The sequence below is a fragment of the Ruegeria sp. CRTD044 genome, assembly GCF_059613485.1.
Genome location: NZ_JBXWSP010000005.1, coordinates 12,006 through 24,906, shown reverse-complemented (window position 1 = coordinate 24,906; position 12,901 = coordinate 12,006). Strand labels below are relative to the sequence as shown.

The 12,901-nt window shown below is 60.2% G+C and carries 18 protein-coding genes; all 18 read right to left on the bottom strand.

The features are described from left to right. Window positions 1-49: 49 nt before the first annotated feature. The 18 genes from AC2FNL_RS07145 to rpsH all read right to left on the bottom strand — a co-directional run bounded on the left by AC2FNL_RS07145 (window position 50) and on the right by rpsH (window position 12,901). Window positions 50-1,363 carry a replication-associated recombination protein A gene (locus AC2FNL_RS07145; RefSeq protein ID WP_093965385.1) on the bottom strand — a complete coding sequence of 438 codons (1,314 nt, stop codon included), beginning with the start codon at window positions 1,361-1,363 and terminating at the stop codon, window positions 50-52. Between the two features lie 4 nt (window positions 1,364-1,367). Continuing rightward, complete coding sequence (locus tag AC2FNL_RS07140) at window positions 1,368-2,753, bottom strand: trypsin-like peptidase domain-containing protein (protein ID WP_093965493.1); 1,386 nt, start codon at window positions 2,751-2,753, stop codon at window positions 1,368-1,370. Window positions 2,754-2,924: 171 nt separating this feature from the next. Beyond that, the gene (gene rplQ / locus AC2FNL_RS07135) at window positions 2,925-3,350 is read right to left on the bottom strand and encodes a 50S ribosomal protein L17 (protein WP_093965383.1); all 426 of its coding nucleotides are present in this window, start codon (window positions 3,348-3,350) and stop codon (window positions 2,925-2,927) included. Window positions 3,351-3,468: 118 nt separating this feature from the next. Then, window positions 3,469-4,485 (bottom strand): DNA-directed RNA polymerase subunit alpha, encoded by a 1,017-nt coding sequence (locus AC2FNL_RS07130; RefSeq protein ID WP_170342951.1) that lies wholly within the window; start codon window positions 4,483-4,485, stop codon window positions 3,469-3,471. A gap of 116 nt (window positions 4,486-4,601) precedes the next feature. Further along, on the bottom strand, window positions 4,602-4,991 hold the full coding sequence (rpsK, locus tag AC2FNL_RS07125) for a 30S ribosomal protein S11 (protein ID WP_093965380.1): 390 nt from the start codon (window positions 4,989-4,991) through the stop codon (window positions 4,602-4,604). 15 nt (window positions 4,992-5,006) lie between these two features. After that, window positions 5,007-5,375: a 30S ribosomal protein S13 gene (gene rpsM / locus AC2FNL_RS07120; RefSeq protein ID WP_093965378.1), complete on the bottom strand. Its 369-nt coding sequence runs from the start codon at window positions 5,373-5,375 to the stop codon at window positions 5,007-5,009. A 199-nt stretch (window positions 5,376-5,574) separates the two neighbouring features. Next, window positions 5,575-6,219 carry an adenylate kinase gene (locus AC2FNL_RS07115; RefSeq protein ID WP_496832953.1) on the bottom strand — a complete coding sequence of 215 codons (645 nt, stop codon included), beginning with the start codon at window positions 6,217-6,219 and terminating at the stop codon, window positions 5,575-5,577. Next, window positions 6,216-7,580, bottom strand: coding sequence for a preprotein translocase subunit SecY (gene secY, locus AC2FNL_RS07110; RefSeq protein WP_093965375.1), 1,365 nt, complete (start codon window positions 7,578-7,580; stop codon window positions 6,216-6,218). Before secY ends, AC2FNL_RS07115 begins: the two co-directional genes overlap by 4 nt. Window positions 7,581-7,689: 109 nt before the next feature. Continuing rightward, window positions 7,690-8,163, bottom strand: coding sequence for a 50S ribosomal protein L15 (gene rplO / locus AC2FNL_RS07105; protein WP_170342955.1), 474 nt, complete (start codon window positions 8,161-8,163; stop codon window positions 7,690-7,692). A 149-nt stretch (window positions 8,164-8,312) separates the two neighbouring features. Further along, window positions 8,313-9,143, bottom strand: coding sequence for a hypothetical protein (locus tag AC2FNL_RS07100; protein WP_496832952.1), 831 nt, complete (start codon window positions 9,141-9,143; stop codon window positions 8,313-8,315). 184 nt (window positions 9,144-9,327) lie between these two features. After that, window positions 9,328-9,543: a DUF1127 domain-containing protein gene (locus AC2FNL_RS07095; RefSeq protein ID WP_170343462.1), complete on the bottom strand. Its 216-nt coding sequence runs from the start codon at window positions 9,541-9,543 to the stop codon at window positions 9,328-9,330. A 150-nt stretch (window positions 9,544-9,693) separates the two neighbouring features. Then, complete coding sequence (locus AC2FNL_RS07090) at window positions 9,694-10,149, bottom strand: SRPBCC domain-containing protein (protein WP_496832951.1); 456 nt, start codon at window positions 10,147-10,149, stop codon at window positions 9,694-9,696. After that, on the bottom strand, window positions 10,142-10,477 hold the full coding sequence (locus AC2FNL_RS07085; protein ID WP_170342961.1) for an ArsR/SmtB family transcription factor: 336 nt from the start codon (window positions 10,475-10,477) through the stop codon (window positions 10,142-10,144). The genes AC2FNL_RS07090 and AC2FNL_RS07085 overlap by 8 nt, the downstream gene beginning before the upstream one ends. A 236-nt stretch (window positions 10,478-10,713) precedes the next feature. Further along, a complete protein-coding gene (gene rpmD / locus AC2FNL_RS07080) occupies window positions 10,714-10,902 on the bottom strand; it encodes a 50S ribosomal protein L30 (RefSeq protein ID WP_093965366.1) in 189 nt (62 codons plus the stop codon). 12 nt (window positions 10,903-10,914) lie between these two features. Then, on the bottom strand, window positions 10,915-11,478 hold the full coding sequence (gene rpsE / locus AC2FNL_RS07075) for a 30S ribosomal protein S5 (protein WP_093965365.1): 564 nt from the start codon (window positions 11,476-11,478) through the stop codon (window positions 10,915-10,917). Between the two features lie 114 nt (window positions 11,479-11,592). Further along, entirely contained in the window at window positions 11,593-11,952 is a 360-nt protein-coding gene (gene rplR / locus AC2FNL_RS07070) for a 50S ribosomal protein L18 (protein WP_010437103.1), read from the bottom strand. A gap of 11 nt (window positions 11,953-11,963) precedes the next feature. Next, window positions 11,964-12,497, bottom strand: coding sequence for a 50S ribosomal protein L6 (gene rplF / locus AC2FNL_RS07065; protein WP_093965363.1), 534 nt, complete (start codon window positions 12,495-12,497; stop codon window positions 11,964-11,966). 11 nt (window positions 12,498-12,508) lie between these two features. Further along, window positions 12,509-12,901: a 30S ribosomal protein S8 gene (gene rpsH, locus AC2FNL_RS07060; protein ID WP_093965361.1), complete on the bottom strand. Its 393-nt coding sequence runs from the start codon at window positions 12,899-12,901 to the stop codon at window positions 12,509-12,511.

The window sequence follows — 12,901 nt, the reverse complement described above, 5'->3', positions numbered from 1 at the left end:
CCTTGGGTGTCGCGCAGAACGCGACGGCACGGTCTGATCTGACCTTGCGTCACGACCCTTTGCGTTGGCTGCGCAGTTTCGAAAAGTAGTCCAGACGCTTTTTCAACTCGCGCTCGAACCCGCGTTCGACCGGTTGGTACAGAACCGGCCGCTTCATGGTCTCGGGAAAGTAGTTCTGCCCCGAGAACCCGTCCTCGGCATCATGGTCATAGGCATAGCCCGCGCCGTAGCCCTGATCCTTCATCAATCCGGTCGGCGCATTCAGGATGTGTTTGGGCGGCGGCTCGCTGCCCGACTGCTTGGCCAGGCGCATCGCCGCCTTGTAGCCCACATAGGCCCCGTTGGATTTGGGCGCCAGCGCCAGATACACGACCGCCTGCGCCAGCGCCAACTCACCCTCGGGCGACCCGAGCCGCTCGTACACCTCCCAGGCATGCAGGCAGATCGACTGGGCCTGCGGATCGGCCAGACCGATATCCTCGACCGCCATCCGGGTGATGCGGCGGGCCAGGTACCGCGGATCCTCGCCCCCGGTCAGCATCCGGGCGAACCAGTACAGCGCCGCATCCGGGTCGGACCCGCGCACCGATTTGTGCAGCGCCGAGATCAGGTTGTAGTGCTCGTCCCCCGACTTATCGTATTTCGCGGCGCGACGCATCAGGCGCTTGGCCAGCGCGTCGGGGTCCAGCGGCGCGTCAACCGACCAGGCCGCGATTTGCTCGATCAGGTTCAACAGCGCCCGACCGTCTCCATCCGCCATTTCCTGCAGCGCATCGCGGGCTGCGGGTGCCAGGGGCAGAGCCTTGCCCAGCTCTTTTTCGGCACGCTGAGTCAGGCGTTCCAGATCGGTCAGGTCCAGCCGTTCCAGCACCAGAACCTGCGCGCGGCTGAGCACGGCGGCATTCAACTCGAACGAAGGGTTTTCCGTGGTCGCGCCCACCAGAAGGATCGTCCCGTCCTCCATATGCGGCAGGAACCCGTCCTGTTGGGCCTTGTTGAAGCGATGGATCTCGTCCACGAACAACAATGTCCCCTTACCGTTCCGCCGCCGCAACTTGGCGGCCTCGAACACCTTCTTGAGGTCGGGAACGCCGGTGAAGATCGCGCTGATCTGTTCGAAATGAAGGTCGGTTTCCTTGGCCAGCAACCGCGCGATGGTGGTCTTGCCCACCCCCGGCGGCCCCCAGAAGATCAGGCTGGACAGGCTGCCCGACGCCAGCATCACCCCCAGCGGCGCCTCGGGGCCCAGAACCTGTTGCTGCCCGATCACCTCGGACAACGCCTGGGGCCGCAGCCGGTCGGCCAGCGGGCGGTTCGGGGCCGGCTCGGAGGCCTGGTCTTCGGTGTCGAACAGGTCACTCATGCCGTCAGAGCCTGAACCGCAACGACACAGGCTTGCCACCGCGCACCAGATCGATCTGCACCCGCCGCCCCGGGTCGCGCAGCGCCCGAACGATGTCGCGCGGGCGTTCAGCCTGTCGCCCGTTCACGGCATTAATGACATCGCCGGGCCGCAAGCCGGCCCGCGCACCATATGGGCCGGGGTCGACCACGACCACCCCGGTCTGCGACAGAAGCAGGCCCATCTTGGCAATCATTGCCGGGTTGATGCGCGCAACCGTCATACCCGGCAGAACCGTGCGATCGTCCAGAGTGGTTTCCTCGGCCGGAGGCGTCTCGGGCGCGGGCACCAGATCGACGCTGACCTCAGCACGCTCGCTGCCGCGGAGCCGGGTCAGAACGGATGTCCCGCCAACACCCGCCACAGACATGCGGAACTTCATCTCAGCCGGAGAATTCACCTCTTCGCCGTCCACATGCGTGACGATGTCGCCGACCCGCAAGCCGGCTTCGGCCAACGGGCTAAGCGGATGGAGATCCGAGATCACAACGCCCTGCGGCAGCGAAAGCCCAAGGGATTCGGCAATGTCCGCGCTCATGGTCTGTCCGGCCATACCCGCCCAAGGGCTGACGAAACCGTCGTTTCCTTCCTGAGCCTGCCGTAGAAACTCTGCGACCAGATTGGCCGGAATGGCGAAGCCAATCCCATTGGATCCACCCGACCGCGTCAGGATCGAGGTGTTAATTCCGATCAGGTCACCATTCACGTCGATCAGGGCGCCGCCGGAATTGCCCGGGTTGATGGGCGCGTCGGTCTGAATGAAATAGCCCCGCGCATTGCCGGTGGCGGTGCCAGACCGCGCCAGCCCCGAGATGATGCCAGACGAAACGGTCTGCCCGACGCCGAACGGATTGCCGATGGCCAGAGCCAACTCCCCCACCTCGACATGGTCAGAATCCCGCAGACGCAGAAACGGCAGTCCCTGCGCGTCCTGCAGGCGCAGGATGGCGATGTCGCTTTCCTCGTCGCCCAGAACGACCTCGGCCTGGAACTCGCGACGATCCGTGGTCACGACCCGGATCTCGGTCGCGGTGCCAACAACGTGATAGTTCGAGACAACATAGCCGTCCTCGGTCAGGATGACGCCCGACCCCAGCGAGTTTTGAACCCGCGGCCGCGGCACACCGAACCCGCCGCCAAAAAAGTCGCGAAAGAACGGATCCGTGAAAATCGGGCTGCTGCGCCCGGGCCGGACGATCTTGGCATAGATGTTCACCACCGCCGGGGCCGCCTTTTTGACCACCGGGGCAAAACCCATCGAAATCTCGACCTGTGACTGAGGAACCCGCGTCTCGGCACCGGCATGGGTGGCCAGTGTCATCAGGCATAAGGCCAGGATCGTGCGTATCATGACAGCTCCGTTCATCATCCGCCGAAGATATGCGGAGGTCGGCACGCGAATGCAATAGAGCACGCGAAACCTTGCCGCTGCCATGTCCGCCGCGACCGAGGCGATCCATAAGAAAAAGCCCCTGCCCGGGATGTCCGGACAGGGGCCATGAAACGGCAATGTAGCCGGTTCTTATTCTTCGTCAACGTCCACTTCTTCAGCGGCAACGCGGGCCTTGTCAGCTGCGCCTTTGGCGTCGATGTCACGATCAACGAATTCGATGATCGCCATCGGAGCCATGTCGCCATAGCGGAAGCCGGCTTTCAGGATGCGGACATAACCGCCCTGACGGTCCTTGTAGCGCGGGCCCAGAACCTCGAACAGCTTGGCGACGTCCTTGTCTTCCTTCAGCTGAGCTGCGGCCTGACGGCGGGCGTGCAAGTCGCCGCGCTTGCCCAGCGTGATCAGTTTTTCAACGATCGGGCGCAGTTCTTTTGCCTTGGGCAGGGTCGTCTTGATCTGTTCGTGCTCGATCAGCGAGCCGGCCATGTTCGAGAACAGGGCCTTGCGGTGCTCATGAGTACGGTTCAGGCGGCGGTAACCACGTGCGTGACGCATTTTTCAATTCCTTATTTCGCGTTTTGCTTTGTCTGGCCGGCGATGCGTGTCACCGGCTCTCCTTGGGGCGGAAATGCCCATACGGTCCCCGGCAGCCCGGGCATTGGCGAAGACGCGCTTAGAACGCGTCTTCGAATTTCTTCGCCAGATCTTCGATGTTGTCGGGCGGCCAATCCTCGACATCCATGCCGAGGTGCAGACCCATGCCGGACAGCACTTCCTTGATCTCGTTCAGCGACTTGCGGCCGAAGTTCGGCGTGCGCAGCATCTCAGCTTCGGTCTTCTGGATCAGATCGCCGATATAGACGATGTTGTCGTTCTTCAGGCAGTTTGCCGAACGGACCGACAGTTCCAGCTCGTCCACTTTCTTCAGCAGCAGCGGGTTGAACTCCAGACCATCGTCCTCGTCCTGGCGGCCAGCCGATTCCGGTTCGTCGAAGTTGACGAAGATCGACAGCTGATCCTGCAGGATGCGCGCGGCGAAGGCCAGCGCGTCCTCGGGCGTGATCGAGCCGTCGGTTTCGATCTTCATGGTCAGCTTGTCATAGTCCAGAACCTGGCCTTCACGGGTCGGCTGAACGTCATAGGCGACCTTCTTGACCGGCGAATAGATCGCGTCGATCGGGATCAGGCCGATGGGCGCATCTTCGGGCTTGTTCTTCTCGGCCGAGACATAGCCTTTGCCAGTGTTGACGGTCAGTTCCATGAACAGCTCGGCGCCATCGTCCAGGTGGCAGATGACGTGATCACGGTTCAGAACCTCGATGCCGGCGCTTTCGCTGATATCACCGGCGGTGACAACTGCGGGGCCTTTGGCATTGATCGACAGGCGCTTGGGCCCTTCGACTTCCATGCGCAGAGCAACCTGCTTGAGGTTCAGGATGATGTCGGTGACGTCTTCACGAACGCCTGCGACCGAGCTGAACTCGTGCAGGACGTTGTCGATCTGGACGCTGGTGATGGCCGCGCCTTGCAGCGAGCTCATCAGAACACGGCGCAGCGCGTTGCCCAGGGTCAGACCAAAGCCACGCTCAAGCGGCTCCGCAACCAGGGTTGCCTGCCGCGCGGGATCGTTGCCCGGCTTGCCTTCCAGCTGGGTCGGCTTGATCAATTCTGCCCAATTCTTGTGGATCATGTAATCCCTCCATTCCTGTCTGCGCCCCATGACCAATCAGGTGCAGACGCCCGAGGTTTCAAAACGGCGAACCGGGGCCGTGTAAAAACACGGCCCCAGCCTGGTAATTCGATCGGTTAGACGCGGCGGCGCTTCGGCGGGCGGCAGCCATTGTGGGCAATCGGGGTCACGTCGCGGATCGACGTGATATTGAAGCCCACGGCAGCCAGCGCACGCAGAGCCGATTCACGACCCGAACCGGGGCCCTGAACTTCGACTTCCAGCGTCTTTACGCCATGTTCCTGCGCCTTCTTGCCTGCGTCTTCTGCAGCCATCTGAGCGGCGTAGGGGGTCGATTTCCGCGATCCCTTGAAGCCCATGGTGCCGGCCGACGACCAAGCGATGGCGTTGCCCTGCACGTCCGAGATCAGGATCTTGGTGTTGTTGAAGGTCGAGTTCACATGGGCGACGCCCGATGCGATGTTCTTACGCTCTTTACGCTTAACGCGAGTCTTGTCACGTGCCATCAGTCAGACCCTCCCTTATTTCTTCTTACCAGCGATGGCCTTTGCGGGGCCTTTGCGGGTACGAGCGTTGGTGTGGGTACGCTGACCGCGAACCGGCAGGTTGCGGCGGTGACGCAGACCGCGATAGCAGCCCAGGTCCATCAGACGCTTGATGTTCATCTGAACTTCGCGACGCAAGTCACCTTCGACGGTGAAGTTGGCGTCGATGTATTCGCGGATGGCCAGAACTTCGGCATCCGACAATTCATTGACGCGACGAGTCGTGTCGATGCCAACGGCTTCGCAGATCGCTTTGGCCGAGGTGTTGCCGATACCGGTGATATATGTGAGGGCGATTGGTACCCGCTTTGCAGTCGGGATGTTTACGCCGGCAATACGTGCCACGTGTCACTTTCCTTTCGTTGCGGTTCCGTAGTTCCAGAACCTTTTTTCACAACGCCTAACCGTGGCAGTGTGGCCAGAGGGTTCAGCATTATTCGAGGTGGTCTATACATGCGGAACGAATCCCGCATGCGCGATTGATTCCCCAAAGGGATGGGGGTCGATATGGGCTTTTGGGCTTGGCGTCAAGCCCTTTGCAAGCTTAACCCAATATGGCTGCGATCGAGGCCCGGACTTCCTTGATGTCCGCCAGCCCGTTCACCGGTCGAAGATCGCCCTTGGCGTAGTAATAGCCAATCAACGGTGAGGTCTTCTTGTAATATTCCATAAGCCGGGTGCGCAGGCTTTCCTCGTTGTCGTCGGCACGACGGACGAAATCGTTTTCCTTGCCGCAATTGGTACATTTGCCATCGGCTGGGATCGGTTTGGTCTTGTCATTGTAGACCTCGCCGCAACCGCCACAGGTCGACCGGGCAGTGATCCGTTCAACCAGAGCCTCGTCATCCACGCGCATTTCGATCACGGTGTGCAGCGACTGGCCCAGCTTGGTCAGAAGGGCCGACAAGGCGTCAGCCTGGGCCAAGGTGCGCGGAAAGCCGTCGAAGATGAAGCCGGCGCCCTTTTCGGTGGTCAGCTTCTCTTCGATCAGGCCAATCACGATCTCGTCGGTGACAAGCTTGCCCGCGTCCATGATCGCGGCCACCTTCTTGCCCATCTCGGTTCCCGAGTTGCGGGCCTCGCGCAGCATGTCACCGGTGCTGAGCTGGATCATGCCCCGCGTTTCAACCAGCTGACGTGCCTGCGTACCCTTGCCTGCCCCCGGGGGGCCCAGAAGAATGATATTCATCGACGAGCGGGTCCCTTCCTGCCGCGTTTCTTGCCTTTGCCGCGCAACTGGGACTTTTCGATCAGCCCTTCGTATTGATGCGCCAGGAGGTGGCTCTGAACCTGTTGGATCGTGTCCATGGTCACAGAGACGATGATCAGAACCGAGGTGCCGCCGAAATAGAACGGGATGGCGAACTGGCCGCGTAGAATTTCAGGCAGCAGGCAGACCGCCGCCAGATAGGCCGAGCCCAGAACCAGTACGCGGTTGACCACGTATTCCAGATACTCGGCGGTCTTCTTTCCGGGACGGATGCCGGGCACAAAGCCGTTCTGCTTTTTCAGGTTGTCCGCCACGTCATCCGGTTTGAACGACACGTTGAACGTGTAGAAATAGGCAAAGAACACGATCATCGAAGCGAAGAACAGCAGGTACAGCGGCTGTCCCGGTCCGAAATTGGCCAGCAGCCACGACATGATCGGCCCGTTTGCAGCGCCCGACGAGAAGGTCGAGATCGTGACCGGCAGCAGCAGCAGCGAGCTGGCGAAGATCGCCGGAATAACGCCGGCCGGGTTGACTTTGACCGGCAGGTGGCTCGAGCCGCCCTCGTAGACCTTCATGCCGACATTGCGGCGCGGGTACTGGATGTGGATCTTGCGGAGCGCGCGTTCCATGAACACCACGAAGGTGATAACGGCGATCACCATCACGATCACGCCGACGATCACGGCAGGGCTGATCGCGCCCGAACGGCCCGAGGCCAAGAACTGGGCCAGCGCGGCCGGAACCTCGGCGATGATGCCGACGAAAATGATCAGCGAGATACCGTTGCCGATGCCGCGCGCGGTGATCTGTTCACCCAGCCACATCAGGAACATGGTGCCGCCGACCAGCGTGATCATCGTCGACAGGCGGAAATACAGGCCCGGATCGGTGGCCAAATCGCCCGATTCCAGCGAAACCGCAAGGCCATAGGCCTGCACGGTGGCCAGCGCCACGGTGCCGAAACGGGTGTACTGGTTGATTTTCTTGCGGCCCTGCTCGCCCTCTTTCTTGAGTTGTTCGAGCGCGGGCACCATCGAGGTCAGCAGCTGTACGATGATCGATGCCGAGATATAGGGCATGATGCCGAGGGCAAAGATACCCATCCGCCCCAGCGCCCCGCCGGTGAACATCGAAACCATCCCACCGATGCCCTGCCCCGCCTGCTCCATGAACTCGCGCAGCGCCTGACCGTCGATCCCCGGCACCGGAATAAAGGTGCCCAGACGATAGACGATCAGCAAACCCAGCGTGAACAGGATGCGGTTGCGCAGATCGGTGGCCTTGCCCAGAGCAGCCCAGCTTGTGTTGGCTGCCATTTGTTCTGCTGCTGATACCATAAATCGGTCTCTCTTATGAAAACGCCGCCCGGAACCGTTTTCCGGCTCGGGCGGCGTCTTGGAAAACTCTGAGGTCTATGTAAGCGGGTCGGCGCCCGCTCACAAGCGCTTACTCTGCCGCAGCGGCTTTTGTGACCTTCAGTGAACCGCCCGCTTTTTCCACGGCTTCGATCGCCGCCTTAGAGGCGCCGGTCACTTCGAGGTTCAGCTTGGCGCTGATTTCGCCCTTGGCCAGAACGCGGATACCGTCCAGCTTGCGGCGCACCAGACCCGAGGCAACCAGTGCGTCCTCGGTGATGGCCGATTTAACGTCCAGCTTGCCGGCATCGACGAATTTCTGGATCAGGCCCAGGTTGATGACGGCGAATTCCTTGCGGTTCGGCTTGTTGAAGCCGCGCTTGGGCAGGCGCTGATACAGAGGCATCTGGCCGCCTTCGTAGCCATTGATGGCCACACCCGAACGGGATTTCTGGCCTTTGATACCACGGCCACCCATTTTACCTTTGCCCGAGCCAGGACCACGGCCAACGCGGGTCCGTTTCTTGACCGCGCCGGGATTGTCGCGCAATTCGTGCAGTTTCATGTCGCTTCTCCTTCGCCGGAATTGACCCCGAAGCGTGATGGGTCAAACACGGCATTTCTTGGTTTTGATTCTCGTGGCAAACACGCCACCGGAGCGCAGTACAGCCTCGGGCCCCGAGTTGCAAGTTTTGATTGCCTTGCAGCAGCGGCTCAGTCGTCGCGGCCAGCGATGGGCGCATCTTGGGGCTCAATTCCATGTTTGGCCACAAGTCGCCCGACCAGGCTGTCAGGATGTGGTATTCCGCCATGGTTCTTTCGCATGATCGCCCGCATCCGGCGCCCGTACAAATGGATCGAGACGGTATCCTCGTGGAAAAACCGGTCAAGATTTTCGTTCGGCCGGGCAAGGGCCCGGCGCCGCGAAAAGTTGATCGGGTAAAAAACATGCTCTGGCAGGGCGTATTTTATCTCGCCTGTTTCCTTCAGCGCCCAGGTGAATGCCTTTGGTCCCCAAACGCCCCACAACGCCTCGGGAACGTTGGTCGGGTTTCCAGCGTCGCGCGCCTCTTCCAACGGCCGGCGGTGGCGCGGGGGCAGCCAGGGCGGGACACGGTAGGGATCATTCGTGTACTCGATCAGCTTGGCCAGAGTTTCACTGTCCTGCGGCAGACCCAGAACCCCGATCGCCACCTCACCCTCAAGATACCCATAGTAATGACCATTCGCCGTTGAATAGGGTTTCAGGCAATAGGCATCGGTGTCTGCCCAAATCAGGTCGGGCTCCTGTGCCAGCATTCGGTAACGGAACTTGTCGGAATGCGGCGCGGGGCTGTTGGTGCGCTCATGAGTGATAAATTCGGAATCCGGCAGAATCTCGCGGGCATCACGGTGCTCGACACCCTCAGGGATGTTCGTCACATTGCTATAGGTATATAGCCGCACGCTGTGGCCCATATCCAAGTAAGACTGGATGCACAGCAGTTCCAAAAAGCTGAGCGGCCCCTCGACCCACAGCATTGCAATCTGGAAGTCCCGTGCCATGTTCTGCCCTCTCTGCCCAATGTGTTCGTGCCCTGACGGCTTGCCTGCATTGGAGTGACCCAATTCCCGGCGCCGCGCAACGTCGCAGTTGTGGTGACAACTATTTTCCTGCCTGCGTGGGATCCGTAAACACAAAAGAGGCGCCACTTGGGCGCCTCTGCTTCTTCTGTTGTCGTCCCGTTTTTTACGAGCAGTAGGCATGCTCGCGAGCGATGTCGGCGATGTCGCACCGGCGGATGCCGATGTCGTTCAACTCGCGGTCGCTCAGACGCTGCAACTCGGTATACGTGCGGGTGTACTCGCTGGCCCGGGCGCGGTTTTCTTTCACGCGCTCGATCAGGTTTGCGATACGGGCGGTCAGGTTGAAGCCGCCATGTGTCAGGGTCGCTGTGTGTGCCATTATCTCATTTCCTTTCGAATGTCGGGGCGTATTCCCCGATGTCACTTACTTGGTTCCTGTCTTGGACAGGGTTGAGATAGGCACTTCAATTACCGCTAACAACGATGGTTTTGGACTGGCCGCTATGCATTTTTGGCATGGCGGCACAAATCAGGAGTGACCGCTACTGGCCGCAAGCCGGGACAGGTTGTCCAAAGCAGCAGACCAGCCACCTTTGTAGTCCTGAAACAGTTCTGGCCCGGCCAGGCTTGTGATCTGCAACGTGACGCGCAGCGTACTGCCACGGCCATTCGGCATGATTTCGTGGCCGCACAGCGAGACCGAGACCAACTCTCCCTGAATGACCAGCGTTTCGGTCAATGAAAGAAACTCCGGCGAGACTACGTGGAACAGGCTGGTCGTATTGAACTCGGGCGCTTCTTTCGGTCCACATCGCGTTTCCTCACGGCCTCCGGGTCGACAGTCGAAAACATCGATCAAAACTACGCTTTCATCGTCTGGTGCGGCCCATTTCTGGCGCATCTCGCGGTCGGTCAACACCTGAAACAGCCGGTCGGGAGCGCAGGCAATCTCGCGTTCCAGGATCAAAGTTTCGTAATCAGCCATCATCGGATTCCTTTTCTATTTGCTCGGCAAGTGCGGACAGGCGATCCAGCCGGCCTTCCCAGAGGTGACGTTGTTGTTTCAACCAACCTTCCGCCTCGGCGATCGGGGCGGCTTCGATATGCAACATGCGAACCCGACCGATCTTCTCCGAACGGATCATTCCAGCGGATTCCAGCTTGCCGAGATGCTTCAGAAACGATGGCAGCGCCATGTCGTGCGCTTCGTGCAGCTCTGACACGGCCGCTGGGCCAGTGATCAGCCGTTCGATCACGGCACGCCGGGTCGGATCGGCCAGCGCAGAAAAAAATGTATCGAGTTTGTTAGCCATAAGGCTAAGTATTTCAATGCAACGCTTACGTCAATAAAAAGTTAGCCGTTTGGCTATGTTTTGATTTTTAGGTCAGGACAGAGGGCAAAAAGGTGTCTATCTGCGAGTTCCTGGCCAGGCCGTGGCCTAGTTCACCGCAAAAGGCGGCCTTCCGACATTCCGCACAGGCGACGGCTAAAAAAAGAAAACGCCCCCGATCAGATCGGAGGCGTTCATTAGGCTTTCGAAGCTGGCGCTCAGCCGCGCTCTTCGATGATCTCAACCAGATGCGGGATCTTGTTGACCATGCCGCGGATCGACGGAGTGTCTTCCAATTCGCGGGTCTTGTGCATCTTGTTCAGGCCCAGACCGATCAGGGTTGCGCGCTGTTCGGCGGGGCGACGGATCGGGGAACCGATCTGCTTGACGACGATGGTTTTTGCCATTGCTCGCTCTCCTTACGCTTCGGCTTCAGCCGGTGCTTCATCCCGCTTGGGCAGGATATCGGCGACCTTTTTGCCACGACGCGCGGCAACCGAACGCGGGCTCTGTTCTTTCTTAAGGCCGTCGATGGTGGCGCGGATCATGTTGTACGGGTTCTGCGAGCCCAGCGATTTGGACACAACATCCTTCACGCCCAGCATTTCGAACACGGCACGCATCGGACCACCGGCGATGATACCGGTACCTTCCGGTGCGGTGCGCATGACCACTTTACCAGCGCCGTGACGGCCCTCGATGTCGTGGTGCAGAGTCCGACCTTCGCGCAGTTGCACGCGGATCATCTGACGCTTGGCTTGCTCGGTCGCCTTACGGATGGCTTCAGGTACTTCTTTCGCTTTACCTTTGCCAAAGCCCACGCGGCCTTTCTGATCGCCAACAACCACCAGAGCGGCGAAGCCAAAGCGCTTACCACCTTTTACGGTTTTCGACACGCGGTTGATTGCGACCAGACGATCGGCAAATTCCGGTGCTTCTTCACGGTCGCGGCCACGGCCCCGACGGTTTTCACGTTCTGCCATTTGGCATCCCTTTTCTCATGTGGCGCTTGGCGCCGTTTTCTTCAATCCAAGTGAGCCTCGACTGACGCCGAGGCCCCCGGATCATCGGGGCGGATCGAAACCCGCCCACAGGTCTTAGATTTTCAGGCCGCCTTCACGCGCGGCGTCGGCAACTGCCTTCACCTTGCCGTGGAACAGGAAGCCACCACGATCGAAATAAGCCTCTTCGACGCCGGCCTTCTTGGCCCGCTCGGCGATGGCTGCGCCCACTTTGGTGGCCGCTTCGACGTTGTTCTTGCCAACAACACCCAGATCCTTTTCCAGGGTCGAGGCCGAGGCCAGGGTCACGCCACGTACGTCGTCGATCAGCTGAACGGAGATGTTCTTGTTCGAACGGTGTACGGACAGACGCGGACGACCCGCGTTGACCTTGCGAAGTTTGTTCCGAACGCGCAGGCGGCGCTTCAGAAACAGGGTTCTTTTGCTGTTTGCCATTGTGTTCGTCCTTACTTCTTCTTGCCTTCCTTGCGGAAGATGAACTCGCCCTTGTAGCGGATACCTTTGCCTTTGTAAGGCTCGGGACGGCGCCACTCGCGGATTTTCGCCGCGGTTTCGCCCACCAGCTGCTGGTCAATGCCTTCCACAACGATCTCGGTCTGCTTCGGCGCGGTGATGGTGACACCTTCCGGAGCAACGAAATCAACATCGTGGCTGTAGCCCAGGTTCAGCTTCAGGGTGTTGCCCTGCATCTGAGCGCGGTAACCCACACCCTGGATTTCCAGTTCCTTCTTGAAGCCTTCGGTCACACCGGTCACCAGGTTGGCGACCATGGTGCGGCTCATGCCCCACTGCTGACGCGCACGCTTGGACGAACCACGCGGGTCGATTTTGACCACGTTGTCTTCGACCGTCAGGGTGACGTCGTCGGTTGCGGTGAAGCTGCGGGTGCCTTTCGGACCTTTGACTTCGATGGTCTGACCCGACACAGAGGCGGTAACGCCGCTGGGCAGCTCGACCGGTTTCTTACCAATACGAGACATTGCAGACCTCCTTAGAAGACGGTGCAGAGCACTTCGCCACCAACGTTGTTGGAGCGAGCGTTTGCGTCCGACATCACACCTTTCGGAGTGCTGACAATCGACACGCCCAGGCCCTGACGAACCTGCGGGATGTCATTGACGCCCATGTATACGCGACGGCCGGGCTTCGAGACCCGCTTCAGTTCGCGAATGACAGGGGTGCCTTCGTAGTATTTCAGGCTGATTTCCAGAGCCGGATGACCGTTTTCACCGGTCGTCTTTTCATAGCCGCGGATATAGCCTTCGTCCGCCAGCACGTCCAGCACCCAGGCGCGCAGTTTCGACGCCGGAGTGATCACGGTGGACTTGCCGCGCATTTGCGCGTTGCGGATGCGGGTGAGCATATCGCCGATAGGATCGTTCAT

Excerpts from the sequence above, each read along its gene's own strand:
- rplO (WP_170342955.1), bottom strand. The coding sequence starts at position 8,163 with ATGAAACTGCACGAATTGCGCGACAATCCCGGCGCGGTCAAGAAACGG.
- rplR (WP_010437103.1), bottom strand. The coding sequence starts at position 11,952 with ATGGCAAACAGCAAAAGAACCCTGTTTCTGAAGCGCCGCCTGCGCGTT.
- AC2FNL_RS07140 (WP_093965493.1), bottom strand. The coding sequence starts at position 2,753 with ATGATACGCACGATCCTGGCCTTATGCCTGATGACACTGGCCACCCAT.
- rpmD (WP_093965366.1), bottom strand. The coding sequence starts at position 10,902 with ATGGCAAAAACCATCGTCGTCAAGCAGATCGGTTCCCCGATCCGTCGC.
- AC2FNL_RS07100 (WP_496832952.1), bottom strand. The coding sequence starts at position 9,143 with ATGGCACGGGACTTCCAGATTGCAATGCTGTGGGTCGAGGGGCCGCTC.
- AC2FNL_RS07085 (WP_170342961.1), bottom strand. The coding sequence starts at position 10,477 with ATGGCTAACAAACTCGATACATTTTTTTCTGCGCTGGCCGATCCGACC.
- rpsK (WP_093965380.1), bottom strand. The coding sequence starts at position 4,991 with ATGGCACGTGACAAGACTCGCGTTAAGCGTAAAGAGCGTAAGAACATC.
- rpsE (WP_093965365.1), bottom strand. The coding sequence starts at position 11,478 with ATGGCAGAACGTGAAAACCGTCGGGGCCGTGGCCGCGACCGTGAAGAA.
- AC2FNL_RS07115 (WP_496832953.1), bottom strand. The coding sequence starts at position 6,219 with ATGAATATCATTCTTCTGGGCCCCCCGGGGGCAGGCAAGGGTACGCAG.
- rpsH (WP_093965361.1), bottom strand. The coding sequence starts at position 12,901 with ATGAACGATCCTATCGGCGATATGCTCACCCGCATCCGCAACGCGCAA.
- AC2FNL_RS07145 (WP_093965385.1), bottom strand. The coding sequence starts at position 1,363 with ATGAGTGACCTGTTCGACACCGAAGACCAGGCCTCCGAGCCGGCCCCG.
- rplQ (WP_093965383.1), bottom strand. The coding sequence starts at position 3,350 with ATGCGTCACGCACGTGGTTACCGCCGCCTGAACCGTACTCATGAGCAC.
- secY (WP_093965375.1), bottom strand. The coding sequence starts at position 7,580 with ATGGTATCAGCAGCAGAACAAATGGCAGCCAACACAAGCTGGGCTGCT.
- rplF (WP_093965363.1), bottom strand. The coding sequence starts at position 12,497 with ATGTCTCGTATTGGTAAGAAACCGGTCGAGCTGCCCAGCGGCGTTACC.
- AC2FNL_RS07130 (WP_170342951.1), bottom strand. The coding sequence starts at position 4,485 with ATGATCCACAAGAATTGGGCAGAATTGATCAAGCCGACCCAGCTGGAA.
- AC2FNL_RS07095 (WP_170343462.1), bottom strand. The coding sequence starts at position 9,543 with ATGGCACACACAGCGACCCTGACACATGGCGGCTTCAACCTGACCGCC.
- AC2FNL_RS07090 (WP_496832951.1), bottom strand. The coding sequence starts at position 10,149 with ATGGCTGATTACGAAACTTTGATCCTGGAACGCGAGATTGCCTGCGCT.